Consider the following 19,369-nt stretch of genomic DNA (forward strand, 5'->3'; position numbering starts at 1 on the left):
ATTCGGCGGTACCCGCACCGCCTGACCACTGCGAGCCAAAACCAAGCCACGGCGGGTTTGGAGAGTAGAAACATGTTTCGAGAGCTGGCGTCTCGTCACATCCAAAGCATTGACCACCATTATTGCGCTGTCGGAGTCCGCAGATGCCGACGGCATGAACCCCATCGCCGGCAACAACAACTGCACGATATCAAACTCGCTCTCTCCCACACAGTGATAGCAGCAGGGATTCCCTGCGTCAGTTGCATCGAACAAACCGTCGGGATCACCAAATTCAGCCATCATCTCAGACAACGCATCGCGTGTTCGGGTGACGATTCCAGCGACCGAACCGCCACAATAGTGTTGCAGGACACTGGCGGGCGGAATCTCGATAAGATCCCAGGACTCCCATTTGCCGACGGCAAGCCATCCCATTAAGACGGCGACTTTTACGAGTTCCGCCCCCTCACGATCCGCTGGATCGAGTGACTCGAGTTGTCGGTAGGACATGTCGATAAATTGCAGCGGACCGATAATATCCTTAGGAATCTGGCATTTATTCAACAATCTTGCCAGCGACTCGGACTGGGTTACCGCAAGCGTCCGATGTTCCAACGTTGTCAAGGCTTCGCCGGAAACATTGGCGTGATCGATCAACGCCGCCAGATCATCGGGAAAGGCCTTCGCGAGCACCATCCGGCCGAGTGAATGCATTGCAGCACTGAGCAATATCCCTGCATTTGCACCAGAGTTTCTCTTTAACGAGATCAGAATTTTTGCAGCCGCACGGGCGGCAAGACTGCGTTGCCATGCAAGTGGTACATTCATCGAGCTCACTGCCATATCACGAATCGATGAACTGGCGTTTAACGCCAACGCCAATTCCCCCACATGACGTCGCCCGATTCGTACGACAATCTCTTCCAAACGCAGATTCATTCCCGACCGATTATAAAAGCTGCTGTTTCCCAAGCGAGTTAGTTCGGCACTTAAATTTGGCTCGCGGCCTATCGCGGCCGCAATGTCACCGACTTCCGAATTGGGATTACATGCGAGTCGGCATGCTTCGATCACATCCACGGAAAACGGCAACGATTCGACCCCCAGTGCATTGACCGACCGAGCAGTCATCGGTTTCACCGGAGCCGAGTGAGAGGGAGTGTTGATTTTGAGGCCATCCAAATCGGATGCGTCCCACTGTTTTGCATCGGCACCCGTAGACGCTTTCTCGTTTGATAACATTGCCCTTGCTTCAAGACGGCAGATTCGCCTCTGTACCATGGCGACCATTTTGGCGGCAAACGCTGCGTAATTAGTGGGTTTATAGACGATATCATCCACCCCTCGATTCATCAAATCTTTGACGATACGCGGCTCGATCACCGAAGTATGGATAGCAATGGTCGGACGGTTTTGGAGTTTCAACAGTTCAACCGTCAGTGCATGTCCGTTTTTGTGCGGCATCGCCAAATCGGTGACGACGAGATCATAGTCGCCGCTTGCGATCAACTGCATCGCCTCGCGTCCATCACTTGCCTGATGGCACTGAAACCCTTCATGCTGAAGGGCAAACATCATCATTTTTCGAGCGATCGCTTCATCATCGACGACAATAGCTAAACGCTTTGCTTTTTGCTCACTCACGTAATTGCCCCTGTTACGTTTGATTTGCTATAGAAATTTTAGATTAAAAGTAAGAGAAAACCGCTCAATGCTCGATCCATAGCGTGGCCCTTTTTTTTACGATGGGGACGTAGCTGAGGCATTCGTCCACCAAATCCTGAAGATCATCCACCAAGCGATGCAGCGTTTCCGTTTCTCCCGATTTTCCCGCAGATTCAATGCGGGCGGAAAGGCACTGGATGTCCTGAGCGGCGACAATGCCCGCGATGCCTTTGAGCGAGTGAGCCACTTTGGAAACCCCCGCAGCGTCACCTTGATCGGTCAAACGAACAATCTGGTTCATTCGATCACGACCATCTTCGGCAAAGGAATCGAGTAGCGACGCCGCAAAGCTGGCATCGCCCATACATCGGTTGTAGAGTGAATCGAAATCGATTGGCGGCAAATCGGACCGACGCGTCCCCGTCGAATCCGTCTCGACGACAACCCGATTCATGGACTCTCTGTGATCCCCATTTAAGAATGCCCGGGCAACGGTAACGAGATCGCGAGGGTTAAAAGGTTTGGGCATATAATCATCCATGCCCGCATCCAAACAAAGCTCGCGATCGCCTTTGATTGCATTGGCAGTCAGCGCCAAAATGGGTCGATGTCCTTTCAACCGTCCTTCCGCTTCCTGTTTTCGAATCCGGCGAGTGGCTTCATAACCATCCAGCTCAGGCATTTGACAATCCATTAAGATCAAGTCGTAATCCTCTTCTGCGACAGCGTTGATCGCTTCGCTTCCATTTTTGACGATGTCGCAGTGCCATCCTTCACGCATCAAAATTTCTTCGACATACAGTTGGTTGGTCAGATTGTCTTCGGCCACCAATATCCGGACGTCGGTGGTGAGACCATCGTGAGCGAAAGTTTCATCCGACGTCACCGGTGGTACGCCCCGAGGCTTTTTGCAGCAGGAATCAACGATCGTATCGAGCAACAACGATTGTCCAACCGGCTTCGTCAGAAAATGGTCAAACACGACGCTGGATTGGGGAAAATCGGCATCCATCGGAGCCAACAAGAACAGCAACAGATCATCAAAAGCCAAATCCTCGCGTAATCGCCGCCCCAATTCGATCCCATCCTGGCCAGGCAAAGTCTTGTTGATCAAACAGATATCAAACGGTGCCCCCTTTGCGCGTGATTTCGTTAACAGCTGCACGGCATCGTCTGCGTTTTCGACGCATTGGACCTTGATCTGCCAACCCTGCAACATGCTTTGGAGCGTACGCCGACACTCGTCGTTATCTTCGACCACAAGCACTTGCAAATCATGAATGTGCTCGTTGGTCACTCGTTCCGCGGTGATCCGTTCGCGAGAATTCACGACATGAATTCGTTTGAATGTCAGGGTAAACCAAAACTCCGATCCAACCTCTTCTTCGCTTTGAACCCCAATGCTTCCGCCCATCAATTCGACAAGCCCTTTGCTGATCGAAAGCCCCAGCCCCGTACCGCCATACTGGCGACTGGTCGAACTGTCCATTTGCGAGAATGCTTGAAACAAGCGATGGACGCGGTCCTTTGGAATTCCGATCCCGGTATCCGTAATCGAAAACCGGATAGTCGCCTCACTTTCGGTCAACCGTTGTGGCACGGCAAGCAGCGTGACTTCACCTTTCTCGGTGAATTTGATCGCGTTACCAACCAGATTGATCAGAACTTGGCGTAGACGATTGCTGTCGCCCAACAACGTCAAGGTCGAAGGATGATCGAGATGGTAAAGCAATTCGATCTGCTTGCCTTCCAGCCGAACGGGCATCGAGGTCATGACATCGTCGAGCAGTTCCAGTAGATCGAATCGATGTTCGTCCATATCGAGATGTCCTGCCTCGATTTTTGAAAAATCCAAGATATCATTAATGAGCGTCATCAACGCTTTGCCGCTCGATTGGCAAGCGCCGACAAACCGTTTCTGCCGAGCATCAAGTCCTGTTTCGGAAAGCAATTCGGTCATTCCAATCACTCCGTTTAACGGGGTGCGTAGCTCATGACTCATCGAGGCAAGAAACTCACTTTTGGCCAAGTTGGCTTTTTCTGCGATGCGTCGTGCGGATTGCAATTTTTCTTGGGCTTCCTTTTGCGAGGTGGCATCCAACACGAAACAGAGTGTCAGGTCGTCTTCGTCATCAAGATGGGTGGCACCAATCACAATCGGCACACGCGTTCCGTCTTGACGAAACAACTCTTTCTCGTAGGGTTTGACAGCGCCTGTCGCCAGCAGTTCCGTCATCGCCTGTTCGTCAATCGGCAAGTATTCATCGGGGGTCATTTCTCGCCAATCCAATACCTCCTTTTCAAATTCGGCACGAGTCAAGTCGACGATACGAAGCATTTCATCGTTGGCTTGAACGACTTCGCCACTCAAGCGAATCATGGCAATACCGACAATGTCCGATCGCAAGAATCGTTCGAAACGCTTTTGCTGCTGCCGCATGGCGATTTCGGCATTCTTTCGCTCCGTGACATTGACTTGCGTTCCAATAAACTGAGTCAACTCGCCTTGGTCGTCAAAGACGGGATCGATCGTCAAATCAATCCAATATTTTTCGCCCGACTTGTTGTAATTCAGAATTTCCACCGCAACGCTTTCAGCGCGTCGCACCGATTCGGTGATCAAGCGAACCGTGTTGGCGTCGGTCTCGGGGCCAGCCAACAGGTCGCTAGGGTATTCCCCCAGCACTTCTTGAGTCGTATAGCCGGTCAGATGTGTAAACGCATCGTTGATCCACTCAATTCGCCCTTCGGCGTCACAAATCACGACCGAATGTTTCGTTTTGCTTGCCACCAGCGAAAGCTTGCGAATTTGCGATGTGTATTCACGTAGTTTTGCGTCAGCGTCCTTTCGTTGCTGAATATCCTCGACCACCGCAATAAAGTGTTTGGGGTTGCCGGTCACGTCACGCACCAACGACACCGTCAATTTTCCCCAAACCTGACTCCCATCTTTGCGGAGATAGCGTTTTTCCATTGAATAGGAATCAATCCGTCCATCGAGCAGAAATTGGACGTTGTCCAAGTCGGTGTTGAGGTCATCGGGGTGCGTGAGATCTTGAAACGTGGACTGCAGCAATTCCTCGGCGCTGTATCCCAGGATCTCACAAAGCCCTTTATTCACACGTAGCCACTTACCGATCGGAGAGACATGGGCGATGCCCATCGCAACCTGCTCGAATGTGCTTTGAAAATTGTTCTGACTCTCCCAAACAGCGTCATCCCGAAGCTGCTGTTGTGTAAAGTCGAGACAGACGCCGATAAAACGATCTGGCTTTGCGTTGGCACCAATAACAACCTTTCCCTTGGCGCGAACATAATGAGTCGTGCCGTCGGAATGCAGCACGCGATATTGGGTGTCGTAGCGACATCCGGTTCGAATACTTTCGTCGACAAGTTTCGCCACGCGTTCGCGATCATCGGGATGAAGTGCCGCAGCAAATAACTCAAAATTGATGACGACATGGGGATCAATCCCCAATATCTGGCGAGTTGTACTGTCCCATGTGAAGGTATTGGAATTCAGGTCCCATTCCCAAACTCCGACACGTCCCGCTTCCAGGGCCAGACTGAGCCGTTCTTTGCCTTGTTGCAACTGTTTAGTAAGCAGTGCGGCCGAGGGTATCTTCAATGCGGCCGGCGTCACACGAACGAGCATGATGACGGTTGCCCAAGAGATCACTGCCGAGCAAGCCTTCATCAATCCAGACAACCGATAGACCGGCCACCAAAAGATTCCTGCTTCGACGAGATGTGTGATTCCACAAGAAAGAATAAACGCGGCAAACAACCAAATCACCCGCGGAAAAGGGAGGTCGCGACGATGAAGCAAAAATCCCATCAATACGAGTGGGATGGCAAAGTAGGCGCCAAAAATCGCGACATCGGAAACGACATGTAACCACCCCACATCCGATGACCATGTGCCGCAGTACCAACGCGCTGGAAAATCAGCGGTGTCCACTAATTTCGAGAAAAAGGTAGTCACGCCTTCGGCGCGAAATTCACGTTCGCTGCCTGCAGCGATGGCGGCCTCTGAACAACCACCATCGCCGCAGCAACTCGCGAGTGAACCATCAGAACGAGAATCAAGGGGGTTGTCTGCGGCACTCAGATTCGTGACCAGCAACAACGCGATGCAGATCGCTCCGCCCCATAGGTTCGTATTCAATGTGCAGCGATTTTGATTTGATTTGACGATGCCAAATCGCAGATACGAACTCACAGCTTGCCCCCCGCGAGATTTACAAAAACATAAACACGCCCCCCGCTTAGCCAGCTAGGAAACGCTAAAAAAACTTAGGTCACAGTTTGCAAAGACCAACGAAACAGGCGGGTACCCGCACCAAATCAACGCAGAAAACAGGGTGTTTCGCGCCACCCCCCTTCGGTTTCACGCAAGCGGTTACGGCTGAAGAAAAAGCTTAGGGACGAAAAAGCTTAGGGACAGTGATGCGATCAACTGCGTCATTCAAGGTGACATCCACGCTTTGACGCGTGAAGCGGCGTGGACGGTGCATTGGGGTTGATCCAGTTCGCTGTGAACGACAAACGCCACCCCCCCTCGCTAACCGGATCAATCACCTTGTCGACGTGATCTTCGAACCTAGAGGGAGCGAGCTCCGTTGCCACACGATCCCCCCCACAACACCGGGGGAACCCAAACCCTCCCGAAGCATTTCTTCATGAAAAATTCATCCATCAGACCATACCCACTTTCACAGAACGTATGATTCTTCCGATGATGTCGTCACCGACGGTTTCTTAAAAGCACCAGTACGGTACAGACGACAATTCGCAAAGGAAAGCGATTAGCGGGGCGATCATCCCGACAACGGCGGTTCGGGGTCAGTGATCGCCACGCTCGTCTCCGGCAATCCGACTTAGTGTTGTTGTCCCTTTAAACTCCAGATGATCAAATACGGCACACCTTCCTAGGCGGATGAGCGTGCGCTGCCGACATGGGCTGACAACTCCGTTGATCGTCGGTGTGTCGAGTTTGCGTCGACCGATGCAGTGAAATTTCGACTGAAGACTTTAGCAACATGTTTATTTCTTGGAGTTTTATTGCGTGACCTCCGAATCATCCGCCACTGACTCACCCCCCAACTTTGACTACGCGTTTACGATAGCGAAAAAAGCCCTGCAATTTGTGGGACGATTCCGCACTCCGCCAACGCCCAAAGTCTATGAAGTTTGGTATCGCTATGCCGAAGGGCGAAGTCCCGAGATTTGCGAGCAGTTAAGGTGCTCCGTGGATGAGGCCGAAAGCGTCACGACCCAGCAGCTCGAGGCGTTGCATCACCAGTTTTGCCAACCATCCGGCGCCGAACTCGGCACCCAGATCAGCACCAAATTGGGAGCCGAACTGCAAGAATTAGTGCTGGCGATCGATCGTCAGATGCATGCCGGGGAAGAACTCGGGAACTCCATTGACCATGCGAATCGTGATTTGACGGCAGCGAATATCACTCCGGAAAAAGTGAAAACCTGTGTGGCTGAAATCATCGCGAGCAACGCGACGATGCAGTCTCAATTGGATGCGATGAAAGACCAATTAAAACTGTCGCAAGGGCAAATCAGTCATCTACAAGAAGAGCTTGTCGCATCTCAGCGGTCGACGATGACCGACCCGCTAACCGGTGTCGGCAATCGTCGATGTTTCGATGCCTTGATGGAAACCGCAATCCGAGGTCGCCACTTGGATTCCGCCGGCGATGCGGTGTTGATCCTAGTCGATCTCGATGGCTTCAAAGCGGTCAACGACCAACTCGGCCACGCGGTGGGCGACAGCCTGTTAAAGTTCATTGCGGCAAAAATTCAGTCGGTTAATGGGAATGCCACAGTGGCTCGTTACGGCGGCGACGAGTTTGGCGTATTTATGCGTGTCACGTCCGCGAGCGACGCATTGCAGTACGCCGAAGAAATCCGCTGCTCGCTGGCAACCCACAGATTTAAGCATCAAGCAAGCGGACAATCCTTGCACCAGATTACAGCGTCGATCGGTGTCGCCATTTTGCGAAACGATGACTCGCGACAGAGCTGGTTTGACCGTGCGGACAAACTGCTTTACTGTGCCAAAGAAAATGGCCGCAACTGCATTCGTGCCGAACGCCAACTCAACCGTGTATCGCTGGCCCATGACGATGCGTAAGTGATCCGAAAAAAGTCGCGTGAAGGGGCGATGCTTATCTCACCGGCTCTGCTTCACTTGCCAGCCCCGTCTCACTTGCCAGCCCCGTCTCACTCACCGGCACCGCTTCGTCGTCGGTGTCATCCGCCTCGGGTATCAACACATCAATGGCCGCTTCGCGCTCCTGGATCGGACGCGACTTGCGAAACCGGCACGCGACAATCGTAAGGTTGTCGCTGCCGCCAGCGTCGTTGGCCTCCTGAATCGCTTGGTTGCAAGCGTTCTCCAAAGAACGATCGCTTCCAATCAGTTCGGCAATGCGTTTGCGACTGAGATGCTTCGTTAGCCCATCAGTGCACAACACTAACGCATCCCCAATTTGCAAATGATAGGAAGCCGCGTCGGGATGCGGTTCATCTTTTCCTCCCAGCACGTTCCACAACATGTTGGTCAGCGGACCTTCGTGATCCGGTTCCGACTCTTTGGATTCGCGGTGCCCCAAAACAGCTTCGGCCATGGTATGGTCACGTGTCAATTGTTTGATCTCGCCATCACGCAGCAAATAACAGCGACTGTCCCCCACATGAACGACAAACATCCGTGGCCATGCAATGTAGGCCATTGTTAAAGTCGATCCCATTCCTTGCCGCTGAGGAGCCAAGGCAATATCACGCTCGATCATTTGTTGGCAGTTCAACAATCCCGCCTTCAAGTGCTTCTGAAATTCCTCGTCCTCGTGAATGTCGTCGTGCAGCAAATACCAGCTGAGCGTATTGAGCACGTAGTCGACGATCCCGTCCAATGCCAATTGGCTTGCACGTTCACCAGAGTCGTGTCCTCCCATCCCATCGGCGACCAACAGAAGTCGCCCCTGCGTTTCACCAAACAATCGCGTGCGATGATCCAATGTCAGACTTGTTGAATGGACCCGCATCGATTTGCACAGGTCCGAGATCATAAAGTGATCTTCGTTTGTGTTTCGTTTGCGTCCAATATCGCTCGTCCCAAAGATTTCCATTTGTCCGTGCATTGTGCGACTCCCATTTCGCGAGCGAGTTCCGTTGTCAAAACGAGTTGGAATTAAAATTTTTCAAGAGTGAACAAAAGGGCCAATCCATCGCGGATTCTTATTGAATTGACGCTCCCTCTGGCTAAGCAAAGTCTGTGCCAGAGCCCCGGTGTCGGCATGACAATTGCAACGCATCAGCACAGGTTCAAAATTCTGCCGAGCGTAAACCGACGGTGTTTGCCGGTAGCACGGTGTTTGCCGGTAGCAAAGTTCGATGATAGGAGAGGACGTTATGCGTGTCGTAATCGTGGTAGTCGTTGTTGTGTTGATCATGGCTCTCGTTGGCTGGTTACGGTTCAGTTCCCCGGCGGGCAACCCGACGATCCAAGTGGACACCGAGAAGGTAAAAGAAGACACATCCACGTTGGTTGAGAAGTCGAAACAGGTGGTGGACCAGGCAGCCGAGAAGGTGGATGCCAGCATCGAGCGTGAACCAGTTGAGCGTGAACCGATCGAACAGTAAGGTCCGCTGCGAGCGTTAACCGCCCGCCGGCAACAACAATCGTTACACCATTTTGCGTACATCCGATGCAAAGGTGGGAAAGACAAACAACGTCGATTTGACGTTGGTTGCAGTCAACCCAAACTTCATCGCCAAGGCAAACAAATTAATCGTTTCCTCGGCTGCAGGGCCTAGCAAGTGAGCGCCGAGGATCAAATCGGTCTTTTTGTCAATCAAGATCTTGTAGCCCGCGCATCGCTGGCCCGTTTTACGAACCGATGCCCACGTCGAGGTGTCTTCGTGATGAACGTCCACGTCATGAGATTGCCGTGCCTGGGTCTCGGACATGCCCACTGCGGCGATCGAAGGGACCGTAAACGCGACACGCGGAATGACGTCGTAATCGGGTTGCTGCATTGACTTTGACGTGAACAGATTCTTCACTACGACTCGAGCTTCTTCATTTGCCGTGGGTGTCAATTGCGGTTTACCGGTATCGGCACAATCGCCTGCGGCGAAAACACGAGGGTTGCTCACACTTCGCAAAAACGCATCCAGTTTGATCCCCTTGTCACCGAATTCCACTTCACCCGCCTGCAGATCAAGGCCCTCAATATTCGGCACGCGGCCCGCGCCATGGACTACTAAATCGGCGTCCACGGAAAGGGTTTGCCCTCCGTTTTTGTAGCTCACCACGAACGATTGATCACCGCGTTGGTTTACCGCGGTCACTTCGGATTGGGTGTAAATCTTGACACCGTGCTCCGCACAATATTCACTCAATTGCGAAACGAGATCGGCGTCAAAGGAGTTCAGAATCTGATCGCCGTGCTGCAAAACCGTAACGTGGGAACCGTAGCGAGCCACAACACAAGCAAACTCCATCGAAATGTAACCACCTCCGATAAACACCACACGACTGGGCATTTCGGGCAGTTCAAGAAAGTCATCACTTTGCACGACATGCGTCTCGCCGGGGATATCGAGTGGACGCGGACGTGCTCCGACACCAATAAAGACTCGCTCTGACTTAAGCGTGTGGTTTCCCACGCGAATCGTGTCGGGAGCGACGAAGGAAGCGGTTCCCGAAAAAGTTTCGATTCCTTTTTTACGGTACGACGCTTCGCTTTTTTCAATTACCGGATCGGTGAAGGTCTGCTTGAATTGCAGCAATTGTTGCCAATCAATTCTAACCTCCTGATAATCGAGAAGTTCCCCCCGCCCGCCAACAACACGATCGATCAAGTCGGCCGCATTGACGTAGACCTTTTTGGGGTTACAGCCACGCAGGGCACACGTGCCACCAAATTCCCGCTCCTCGATCATCGCCACTCGCTTTCCCTCGCCGCGAGACTTCTTGGCGACGGTCGAAGAGGACGGTCCTGTACCGATCACGATCAGGTCAAAGTGGGTTTCACTCATGGCAGCTGAATGTCCAATCCATGATTAAAACGATTGGTAAAGTTCGCTAACGCCACGGTCGCAGCGAGAGTGACCAATTGAGTCTCGTCCAAAAACTCTTTCAGTTTCGCAACGGTTCCGGGGTCGACCTGAGCCGTCTTGGTAAGCTGCTCGGCATAAAACAACACTGCCTCCTCTTGATCATCAAACGCTTCGCTCGTCTGATAGTTGTCGATATCCTTGATCTGAGCATCCGATGCACCGGCTTTCTTCGCTGCTTGCTTGTGATAGTGCGAACAATATTCGCAGCCGTTGACTTGCGACGACTTGAAATAGGCGAGCTCGCGAAGTTTCCCAGGCAAATCGTTCTGAATTCCATCGTTGATTTGGGTGACTCCGCCGAGCACATCCGGCTGATAGGCCAATGTGTTAAAGATATTCAGCGATTGACCAAACTTTTTTTCGATCGCCTTCAAGATGGGCTGAGCATCCGCAGGGGCGTTGGATTGATCAAGCGGTTTCACGTGTGGCATGGAGAGTCCCTCAAGAGTAGCGATGCAATTGAATCAACAGCAGGAAAACCTCCCGCCGGCAAGGCTCTACATAGGGCAATTGATGTGCCAAGGTTTCCGGTCGGCTTGCAATCCTATTGGATCGATTCTGCAGCGAACCGTTGATCGCTGCGGCACCACGTTGAACCACAAACGATCAACACAGCCACTGAGCCGTGGGCTTTCCTAGCGGAGCGGCGCGAGCCGCCCGCTAGATCTCGAACGGTTTTACTCGCCGCTACGAAGATGGTTGGCATGGGGCAGGCTTGGTCCGGCGTGCTTGGTCCGGCGTGCTTCCAAGCAAGCGAACCAGCTGGCCATTTGGTCCCCCGACTTGGCCGACACCTCCAAAACCTCCATCCCTGGACGCACCGCTTGGATATTTTGATGAGCCGCGGCGGCATCAAACTCAACCACGTTGGCCAAGTCGATTTTGGTGATCACGGTGATGTCGGCAGTGTTAAAGATGGTGGGGTATTTCAGCGGTTTGTCTTCGCCTTCGGTGGTGGAAAACAGCACCAAGCGAAGATTTTCTCCGAGGTCATAGGTAGCAGGACAAACCAAATTGCCAACGTTCTCGATAAACAGATAGTCGAGCTCATCGAGCTGCCAACCTTGGATCGCCTTTTCCACCATATCGGCTTCTAAATGACATACCGTGCCGGTGGTGATTTGCCGAACGGGAACTTCGGCCCGTGACAAACGCGCGGCGTCGTTTTCAGTCGCCAAATCTCCGACAAGCGCTGCCACGCGAACACCTCGCTGCCGCATCGTCGTTAACGTTCGCTCTAAGAACATGGTTTTGCCCGATCCGGGACTCGAAACCAAACTAACGACGAACACCTGCTGATCGTGAAAGCGTTGCCGGAGTCGCAGCGCCGCGACATCGTTTTGTTTCAGTATCTTGGTGCGAACCTGGACGAGCCTTGTCCGAGCAGCGTCGGGAGAATGCTGGATGCGTTGTTCGGTCATTGTATCAGCTTCGAAGTTTCCAATTCTATCGCGACCACATCCAACTCGCAGCCTTGCGTCATTTCCGGCGACAGCGTTCCGCAAACACTGCAACACAGACACTGGATGGAGTCCGCCAACTGATCGCATTCGCACTTCGGACAACGCACTTTTACCGGCACGTCGTCGATCTTCAATTTCGCATTTGCCAGCAGCGTTTCTTCGCGAGCGATTTCAAACGCCGACAACAACGCTTCGATCACGACGCCCGACATGCGACCGATCTTCAAATGCACCGCGATCACATGGGCATCCGCTCGATCCCGCGATTCCTCGCTGGCGATATCGATGATGCTCAGGGCGATGGATAATTCGTGCATGGCTGACCATTTCACCCGTCACGTGTTCTGCGGATTCGCGATTCCATCGGTGTGTTTGTAGCGGTGGATCTCCGCCGCTGCTTAGTTTGGATCCAAGGGTTCAACCTCTTCGAGATGGTAAAAGAAACGATGTCCCGGTTGACGTTTCTCATCAGGTTCACTGCGGGGGCCATCATCCATCACTAAGGCGAGGTGCACCTTGTTTTCATTGTCCTGCTCGATATCTTCGATGATCGCGATTTTTCCCGCCAGGATAATATCCTTGCTGTCGCCACTTTTTTTGGGCCATACGCGAACACGATCCCCAACACGCAAATCGCGTCCACAGAAACTGACACATTTAGGGTGAGGCTGACCTTCGAGTCGTTTCCAATCTTCTTCTTTCATCACATCTTCCGTTAAATAAATGGGTGAGATAAAGATCCAACTTGTCGATTTTTTTTAATCCAAAGCCATCCTTGCTGGCGGTAAACTCAATTCACTTTGGACGATCGATGCAAAGCTTTCCTTCGTTCCAAAGAGTTCGATTCGGTTCGTTGCAAAATCTGCCACGCGGGCTCATCCGTGCTTTGTAATTCCTTGATTTCCTGATCGGTCATCGTCATCACTCGCATCGCTAACATCTCGTCGATGTCGGTCTCGTCAAAACAGTCGGCGGATCCTTGCGATGCGATTTGCGGAGAGTTGATTTGCGGATAATCGTGCAGAATGACGGGGGTAGCTAACATATAGTGCTGATCCGGTGGATCTCCCGCTAAAACCGGCCACAGCCCTCGGTTTTGACAGGTAGCTGCAAGCGTGGCCCATTCGGGCGGCGGGTCGATCGTGGAAACAAAATGCCCCTCTTCGACTCCGAGGATCAGATGTGCCGAGGCAAAAACTTGCTCTAAACGTCCTTCGCGGCGGCTCGCGGGCAGTTCGGACCGGTGTGTGGTGTTTCGCAAGGTGAGAGTCAATTTAAAAACATGATCGCCGATCACTTCGCCCATTATCTCGACATCGCCGGTAACGCTCGATTGGCTGCGTTGCACAACGGCGACGCAGCGGCCATCGTCCTCGATCGGCTCAACATCCGAAGCCAAACTGAACGAAAATGCATCATGCTGAGCATTACCCACCATTGCCTGCAGCGATCGCGTCGAGGGGCGGATCTCACGTTGGACCGCCTCCTGCGAAGTTTGGTAAACCGTTTCGCCGATCTGAATTGAAGCGACCGGCGTGGCTTGCTGCTGCCAATCCTGCGGAAGGGTATCCGCGGGGGAATCGAGTTTAAAGATGTCACGGTTCAGCAGATGCAAAAAACGCGCAGCAATGCTGATTTTTGCTGCTTCGCCAACCACCAAACACTGCACCTGCATCTGATCGGGTTTCCCAAACGAATTGCCCGCCGGATAGAGCGTGCCCGAAGTGCACCGTTTTGGGCATTTGATCGTTGCGCCGCGATCGGGATACAGCACGTACCCCTGGTACAACATTGCGTCGGCAATCTTCTTCACTCGCTCAAAAATCATACCGCTGTCCCCCGGAATGCATCTTTTATGCAACCGCACTAACGTCTGCAAAAAAAGTCGCAGTGAGCTCTCTCGTTTATAACGCTGCCACCACTCGCATGCATCCCATTGCAAACCGACCCATGCAGAAATTCGGATAATAATGTTCTTTTCTCTTGCGTCAGACCGCGACCGGCATCTGCAGTTCATCAGCAAATCCTCGGCAATTGCTCGCCGGCCAGCATCGTCACGACGCGCTGGCCACCGATCAGACTTCGCATCACCACCATTCCCGCATGATCCGCGACCACATTCCCGATCACCGCCGCATCTCGGCCACGCGGATGCTGTTTCATCACCGTCAAAAGTGATTGGCAATGCTGTTCAGGAACCACCGCAATTAATTTGCCTTCATTGGCCACATACATGGGGTCCAATCCGAGCATCTCACATGCCGAATGAACCTCGGCCCGTACTGGAATCGACGCTTCGTCGAGTAAAATCCCGACTTTCGATGCTGCCGCCAATTCATTCAAAGTGCTTGAGACGCCGCCACGAGTCGGATCACGCATCACGCGGATGGAGGGACACGCGTCCAACATCGCTCGCGTTAAATCATTCAGCGGCGCCGAATCGCTTCTCAGCGCCGTCTCGAATTCAATCCCCTCGCGAGTCGACATGATCGTCATGCCGTGATCGCCAATGGTTCCCGAAACGATAATTTGATCTCCAGGCCGAGCGTTGCGAATCGACAATTCGCGGTTTGCCGCGTGCAGCCCGATTCCCGTTGTCGTAATAAAGACCTCATCACCTTTGCCTCGGTCGACCACTTTGGTGTCGCCGGTGACCAATGTCACCCCCGCTTCATCGCACGCTTGACGCATCGAGACCACGATCCGCTGTAACGATTCGATCGCAAAACCCTCTTCTAAAATGAAGGCTGCCGAAAGGTACAGCGGTGTTGCGCCGGCGACCGCTAAATCGTTAACCGTTCCGTGAACCGCAAGTTTGCCGATATCACCGCCGGGAAAGAACAGTGGTTTGACCACGAACGAATCGGTCGTAAAGGCAATTCGTGGCCCCGAACTTTGATGATTCGGCGGATTGTTTTGCGAATCAAGCGAGAGCGTTGCGGAATCTTCGAGCGACGAGAGCACCTCGTTGCCGAGTTCTGCGAGAAAGACACGCTGGATCAAATCCGCACTTAATTTGCCACCGCTGCCATGCCCTAGAAGCACACGCTCGTATTGGCTTCGAGGTGTCGGGCATGTCATTTGGTCAACATCAGCAACGTGCGTCATGGTTTCTCAATCTGCCGATATCGGAATGTTTTTCGGTTCCATGGGTACATCGCCCATGGGTACATCAGCCGACACAGACGCCGCGGGGTTTCGCAATAAGCGTCCGTAGTTGTAGTACGCCGCGCAGGCTCCTTCGGACGACACCATCGTGGCTCCCAAGGGATGCTCAGCCGTACACTGCTTGCCGAACGCCGGACATTCGTGGGGTTTACGGATGCCTTGCAAAACCAGTCCGCTGATGCATTTGCTCGATTCCAATACTTGCATGTGGCTGACCGCGAATCGCTGTTCGGCGTCAAAACGTTCGTATTCAGCTCGCAACCGATAGCCACTGCGGGGGATGGTGCCGATGCCACGCCACTTGCGATCGGTCACCTCGAACACCTCATCGATCAAACCTTGCGCCGCGAGACTTCCCTGCCGCTGAACGGCTCGCGAGTATTGATTGTCGACACCGATTTTACCTTGTTCGAGCATTCGCACACAGCGATAGATGCCTTCCAATAAATCGACCGGCTCGAACCCCGTCACCACAATGGGAATCTGATAGCGATCGGCCAATGGTTCGTATGCTTCGTAGCCCATCACCGAACAGACATGTCCGGCGCCGAGGAAACCTTGCACACGATTCGTGGCGGACGCCAGAATCGTCTCCATCGCTGGCGGCACTAAAACGTGCGACACAAGCACCGCAAAGTTATCGATCCTTCGCTTTCTGGCTTGCCAGACCGCCATCGCGTTGGCGGGCGAGGTCGTTTCAAATCCGACTGCAAAAAAGACGACCGTTCGATCAGGATTTTGCTCGGCGATCTTCAAGCAATCCAGCGGCGAATAGATGATCCGGACGTCGCCACCGCTGGCTTTGATGTCAAACAGATCGCTTCGACTGCCGGGGACTCGTAGCATGTCACCGAACGAACAAAAAATAACGTCGTCACGCGAAGCAATTTCGATCGCCTTGTCGATCAATTCCAACGGAGTGACACAAACGGGACAACCTGGTCCGTGAACCAATTCGACTTCGTGGGGCAGCAGTTCATCAATGCCATAGCGAACGATCGTGTGCGTTTGTCCGCCACAAACCTCCATGATCGTCCAAGGCTTGGTGACGACGTTACCGATCGCTCGCAGCAACATTTGGGCCGCTGCGGCGTCTCGATACTCGTGTTGGAATTTCACGGCACGACCTCCACACTCGTCTCGCCCCCACCTGCCGCTAACTCCCCGCCTGCCGCTAACTCCTGCAGGTCATCCATGTGCTCGAGAAACTCAAACACCTTTTCCGCTTCCGCTTCATCGATCACTTGCAGTGCAAAACCGACGTGCACGATGACATACTTGCCGACTTCCGCATCCGGAGTCAGATTCAGACAGACCTGTTTGAAGACACCGCCAAAATCAACCTTTCCCATCAAGACATCATGCTCGATGAAAGTTGCGACGACCTTTCCAGGGATACCAAGACACATCGACACGCTCGGGTTCTTTAACATTTGAGTGAGGAAGCATCGTCTAACGTATCACTTCACCGTCAAAATTGCGTGATGTTAAATCTTGATTTTGCTGCATTTTCAACGCGAATTCAACGCAATGTTTCGGGACGGCAACGCATGGGCTGCGATCGCGAGTTGCCCCAAAGCGATGCCGCCGTCGTTTGCTGGCACACGCTGGTGAGTAAGGACATTCAGCCCCTTGGCTTCTAACTGCTCGGAAACAAGGGTGACTAAGAGCGTATTCATAAACACGCCACCACTGAGAACGATTCGGTCTATCGAAGCTGATTTCGCAAGTTGGATGCACGTCTGCACTGTCAGCGCCGCCAACGTGTTATGAAATCGACGTGCAATCAACGTCGTGTCGACTCTGTTTTTACAATCGGCAACCACGCCGCGAATCAGTGGACGCGTATCGACCGGTTCGGTCGTGTTCAGTGGGTACGTCTGGGCACAGTCGGATTGTAACGCGAGCGTTTCGAGCTCAATCGCGGCCTGTCCCTCAAAGTGAACAGATTGACGGACACCGGTGATCGCAGCGACTGCATCAAAAAGTCGGCCAGCGCTCGAGGTCCAGGGCGAGTTGAATCCGCGATCGATCATTTGTTGTACGATCCGCACTGCGTTGGGGCCGATCGCTTGATCGATTCCGCTCCGCCATCCTTCGGCGTCACAGCTCGCCATCGTCAAATAGCTTAGCGCCACTCGCCATGGTTCCTTGGTCGCCTTGTCACCACCGGGCAGCCGGACGGGACGCAAATGAGCAGCACGCTTGAATGATCGGTAACCCCCGATCAAAAACTCGCCACCCCAAACCGCCTCATCGCCACCAAACCCGCTACCATCATAGACCACCCCAATTACGTCACTTTCGATTCCGTGTTCGGCCATACAGCTCGCTAGATGCGCATGGTGATGCTGGACTGCAATTGCTAGCAGTGACTCTCGCTTGGCACGCTCGGTCGCGTAGGTGGTCGAGGCGTAATCAGGATGCCAATCATGGACGAGCACCTGAGGTGCAATTCCGAACAACTGCTCATAGAGTCCGATATCACGTTGAAACGAGATTAGCGCCGCCAAGTCATCCAAATCGCCAATGTGATGACTCAAAAACGCATGAGCTCCAGTGGCGAGTGCAAACACGTTCTTTCGCTGCCCACCGACCGCCAGCATCGGTTGCGAGCAATGGAACGGCAGCGTGATTGGCATCGGTGCCGCCCCTCGCGAGCGACGAATCGGCGATTCACGGCCTGCGATCACGCGGGTGACGGAGTCGTCACAGCGGACACGAATCGGTCGATCGTGAACCAAGAATCGATCCGCGATTCCCCGAAGTCGTTCTGCGGCGTCAGCGTCCTGGTAGGCAATCGGTTCGTCGCTACGATTACCGCTGGTCATCACCAAGGGATCGTCCCCCACGCAATCCAACAACAATTCATGCAGCGGGCTGTAAGGCAGCATTACGCCAAGAAACGCATTACCCGGGGCGATTGCGTCGCTAATCCCGACGGCCTCATTTCGTTTTCGCAAGCAGACGATCGGTCGCTGCGGCGAGAGCAACCGCTGCTGTTCCGCAGCGTCGATCCGACACCACTTTGCCGCCTGTGTGCAGTCACGCACCATGATGGCGAACGGTTTCTGCTGGCGATGTTTACGATGACGCAGCCGATTTACGACCTCATCGTCATTGGCCTGACAAACCAGATGGTAACCGCCGATCCCTTTCAGGGCACCGATCTTGCCCTGCTTGATTTCCGCCACAAAACTCGCCAATGGATCCGCCGCTTCGATTGGAACAGCGCGCGCGTCGAGCAACTGCAAACGAGGCCCACAAACCGGACATGCGATCGGTTGGGCGTGGAAACGCCGATCCATGGGGTTTTCATACTCAGCACGACATGCCACACACATTTCAAACGCCGCCATCGTCGTATTCACACGATCGTAAGGCGCACGAAGGGTGATCGTCAGCCTTGGTCCACACTGGGTGCAGTTCAGAAACGGATAGCGGTAACGGCGGTCCGCTGGATCAAAGAGTTCACGGCGACAATCGGCACAGATCGCAACGTCGGGCGAGACAAAGATGTCGCTGGCCAGCGTGGGCTCGCTGGCCAAGATCTGAAAGTAATCCTCGTGACGCACCGGTATCGAGTGCGATATCAGCCGGTCAATTCGGGCTAGTGCAGGAGCCTTTGACCGCAGCTGCTCCGTGAAACGATCCAGTGCGGTGATACTTCCTTCGGCTTCGATAGCGACTTCGCCCGATCGGTTTTGGACGAAGCCAACGAGTTTCAACTGCGATGCAAGCGAGTAGACAAAGGGCCGAAAGCCCACGCCTTGAACGATGCCCGATACGCTGATCGTTCGCCGCTGCATGGGGAGCCTCGATTGACATCGCCGTATTTAGGACCGCCGTATTTAGGACTGCCGGAAGAATAGCTGGCGGCATTTTCCGTAGTGGACGAGGCAACGAGTCCTTTTGGGCTCAGTGAAGCTGCAAGACTCGTTGTCTCG

The 19,369-nt window shown here is 53.4% G+C and carries 15 protein-coding genes; 2 read left to right on the forward strand and 13 right to left on the reverse strand.

The annotated features are described in order from the left end of the window. Positions 1 to 1,626: HDOD domain-containing protein (locus ABX962_RS08620; RefSeq protein WP_372718487.1), on the reverse strand; the 1,626-nt coding region annotated here is incomplete at its 3' end. 64 nt (positions 1,627 to 1,690) lie between these two features. Next, positions 1,691 to 5,815, reverse strand: a complete 4,125-nt coding sequence (locus ABX962_RS08625) for a PAS domain S-box protein (protein WP_372718489.1) — start codon at positions 5,813 to 5,815, stop codon at positions 1,691 to 1,693. A gap of 900 nt (positions 5,816 to 6,715) precedes the next feature. Here ABX962_RS08625 and ABX962_RS08630 point away from each other — a divergent pair. Further along, positions 6,716 to 7,798, forward strand: coding sequence for a GGDEF domain-containing protein (locus ABX962_RS08630; protein ID WP_372718491.1), 1,083 nt, complete (start codon positions 6,716 to 6,718; stop codon positions 7,796 to 7,798). Positions 7,799 to 7,832: 34 nt separating this feature from the next. Here ABX962_RS08630 and ABX962_RS08635 read toward each other — a convergent pair whose 3' ends face one another. Then, positions 7,833 to 8,807 carry a PP2C family serine/threonine-protein phosphatase gene (locus ABX962_RS08635; RefSeq protein ID WP_372718493.1) on the reverse strand — a complete coding sequence of 325 codons (975 nt, stop codon included), beginning with the start codon at positions 8,805 to 8,807 and terminating at the stop codon, positions 7,833 to 7,835. Positions 8,808 to 9,078: 271 nt separating this feature from the next. On the opposite strand from ABX962_RS08635, the gene ABX962_RS08640 reads away from it, so the two are divergent. Continuing rightward, on the forward strand, positions 9,079 to 9,309 hold the full coding sequence (locus ABX962_RS08640; protein WP_372718495.1) for a hypothetical protein: 231 nt from the start codon (positions 9,079 to 9,081) through the stop codon (positions 9,307 to 9,309). Positions 9,310 to 9,351: 42 nt separating this feature from the next. Here ABX962_RS08640 and ABX962_RS08645 read toward each other — a convergent pair whose 3' ends face one another. The 10 genes from ABX962_RS08645 to hypF form a co-directional block, all read right to left on the reverse strand. Further along, positions 9,352 to 10,710, reverse strand: a complete 1,359-nt coding sequence (locus tag ABX962_RS08645) for an NAD(P)/FAD-dependent oxidoreductase (RefSeq protein WP_372718497.1) — start codon at positions 10,708 to 10,710, stop codon at positions 9,352 to 9,354. After that, positions 10,707 to 11,222, reverse strand: coding sequence for a carboxymuconolactone decarboxylase family protein (locus ABX962_RS08650; protein ID WP_372718499.1), 516 nt, complete (start codon positions 11,220 to 11,222; stop codon positions 10,707 to 10,709). The genes ABX962_RS08645 and ABX962_RS08650 overlap by 4 nt, the downstream gene beginning before the upstream one ends. Before the next feature lie 246 nt (positions 11,223 to 11,468). Then, the gene (hypB, locus tag ABX962_RS08655; RefSeq protein WP_372718501.1) at positions 11,469 to 12,212 is read right to left on the reverse strand and encodes a hydrogenase nickel incorporation protein HypB; all 744 of its coding nucleotides are present in this window, start codon (positions 12,210 to 12,212) and stop codon (positions 11,469 to 11,471) included. Next, the gene (locus tag ABX962_RS08660; protein ID WP_372718502.1) at positions 12,209 to 12,571 is read right to left on the reverse strand and encodes a hydrogenase maturation nickel metallochaperone HypA; all 363 of its coding nucleotides are present in this window, start codon (positions 12,569 to 12,571) and stop codon (positions 12,209 to 12,211) included. The genes hypB and ABX962_RS08660 overlap by 4 nt, the downstream gene beginning before the upstream one ends. An 81-nt stretch (positions 12,572 to 12,652) precedes the next feature. Continuing rightward, positions 12,653 to 12,958 carry a hypothetical protein gene (locus ABX962_RS08665; protein ID WP_372718504.1) on the reverse strand — a complete coding sequence of 102 codons (306 nt, stop codon included), beginning with the start codon at positions 12,956 to 12,958 and terminating at the stop codon, positions 12,653 to 12,655. Between the two features lie 86 nt (positions 12,959 to 13,044). Next, on the reverse strand, positions 13,045 to 14,082 hold the full coding sequence (locus tag ABX962_RS08670; RefSeq protein ID WP_372718506.1) for a hypothetical protein: 1,038 nt from the start codon (positions 14,080 to 14,082) through the stop codon (positions 13,045 to 13,047). Positions 14,083 to 14,270: 188 nt separating this feature from the next. Continuing rightward, complete coding sequence (hypE, locus tag ABX962_RS08675; protein ID WP_372718508.1) at positions 14,271 to 15,362, reverse strand: hydrogenase expression/formation protein HypE; 1,092 nt, start codon at positions 15,360 to 15,362, stop codon at positions 14,271 to 14,273. A 6-nt stretch (positions 15,363 to 15,368) separates the two neighbouring features. Further along, positions 15,369 to 16,541, reverse strand: coding sequence for a hydrogenase formation protein HypD (gene hypD, locus ABX962_RS08680; protein ID WP_372718510.1), 1,173 nt, complete (start codon positions 16,539 to 16,541; stop codon positions 15,369 to 15,371). Further along, entirely contained in the window at positions 16,538 to 16,855 is a 318-nt protein-coding gene (locus ABX962_RS08685; protein WP_372718512.1) for a HypC/HybG/HupF family hydrogenase formation chaperone, read from the reverse strand. Before ABX962_RS08685 ends, hypD begins: the two co-directional genes overlap by 4 nt. Before the next feature lie 78 nt (positions 16,856 to 16,933). Beyond that, positions 16,934 to 19,231: a carbamoyltransferase HypF gene (gene hypF, locus ABX962_RS08690; RefSeq protein ID WP_372718514.1), complete on the reverse strand. Its 2,298-nt coding sequence runs from the start codon at positions 19,229 to 19,231 to the stop codon at positions 16,934 to 16,936. Positions 19,232 to 19,369 lie beyond the last annotated feature (138 nt).

It is taken from the genome of Novipirellula sp., assembly GCF_041583735.1.
In the GTDB taxonomy this organism is placed as follows: Bacteria; Planctomycetota; Planctomycetia; order Pirellulales; family Pirellulaceae; genus Novipirellula.

Excerpts from the sequence above, each read along its gene's own strand:
- hypF (WP_372718514.1), bottom strand. The coding sequence starts at position 19,231 with ATGCAGCGGCGAACGATCAGCGTATCGGGCATCGTTCAAGGCGTGGGC.
- ABX962_RS08645 (WP_372718497.1), bottom strand. The coding sequence starts at position 10,710 with ATGAGTGAAACCCACTTTGACCTGATCGTGATCGGTACAGGACCGTCC.
- ABX962_RS08635 (WP_372718493.1), bottom strand. The coding sequence starts at position 8,807 with ATGCACGGACAAATGGAAATCTTTGGGACGAGCGATATTGGACGCAAA.
- hypB (WP_372718501.1), bottom strand. The coding sequence starts at position 12,212 with ATGACCGAACAACGCATCCAGCATTCTCCCGACGCTGCTCGGACAAGG.
- ABX962_RS08685 (WP_372718512.1), bottom strand. The coding sequence starts at position 16,855 with ATGTTAAAGAACCCGAGCGTGTCGATGTGTCTTGGTATCCCTGGAAAG.
- hypE (WP_372718508.1), bottom strand. The coding sequence starts at position 15,362 with ATGACGCACGTTGCTGATGTTGACCAAATGACATGCCCGACACCTCGA.
- ABX962_RS08640 (WP_372718495.1), top strand. The coding sequence starts at position 9,079 with ATGCGTGTCGTAATCGTGGTAGTCGTTGTTGTGTTGATCATGGCTCTC.
- ABX962_RS08670 (WP_372718506.1), bottom strand. The coding sequence starts at position 14,082 with ATGATTTTTGAGCGAGTGAAGAAGATTGCCGACGCAATGTTGTACCAG.
- ABX962_RS08650 (WP_372718499.1), bottom strand. The coding sequence starts at position 11,222 with ATGCCACACGTGAAACCGCTTGATCAATCCAACGCCCCTGCGGATGCT.
- ABX962_RS08660 (WP_372718502.1), bottom strand. The coding sequence starts at position 12,571 with ATGCACGAATTATCCATCGCCCTGAGCATCATCGATATCGCCAGCGAG.
- ABX962_RS08665 (WP_372718504.1), bottom strand. The coding sequence starts at position 12,958 with ATGAAAGAAGAAGATTGGAAACGACTCGAAGGTCAGCCTCACCCTAAA.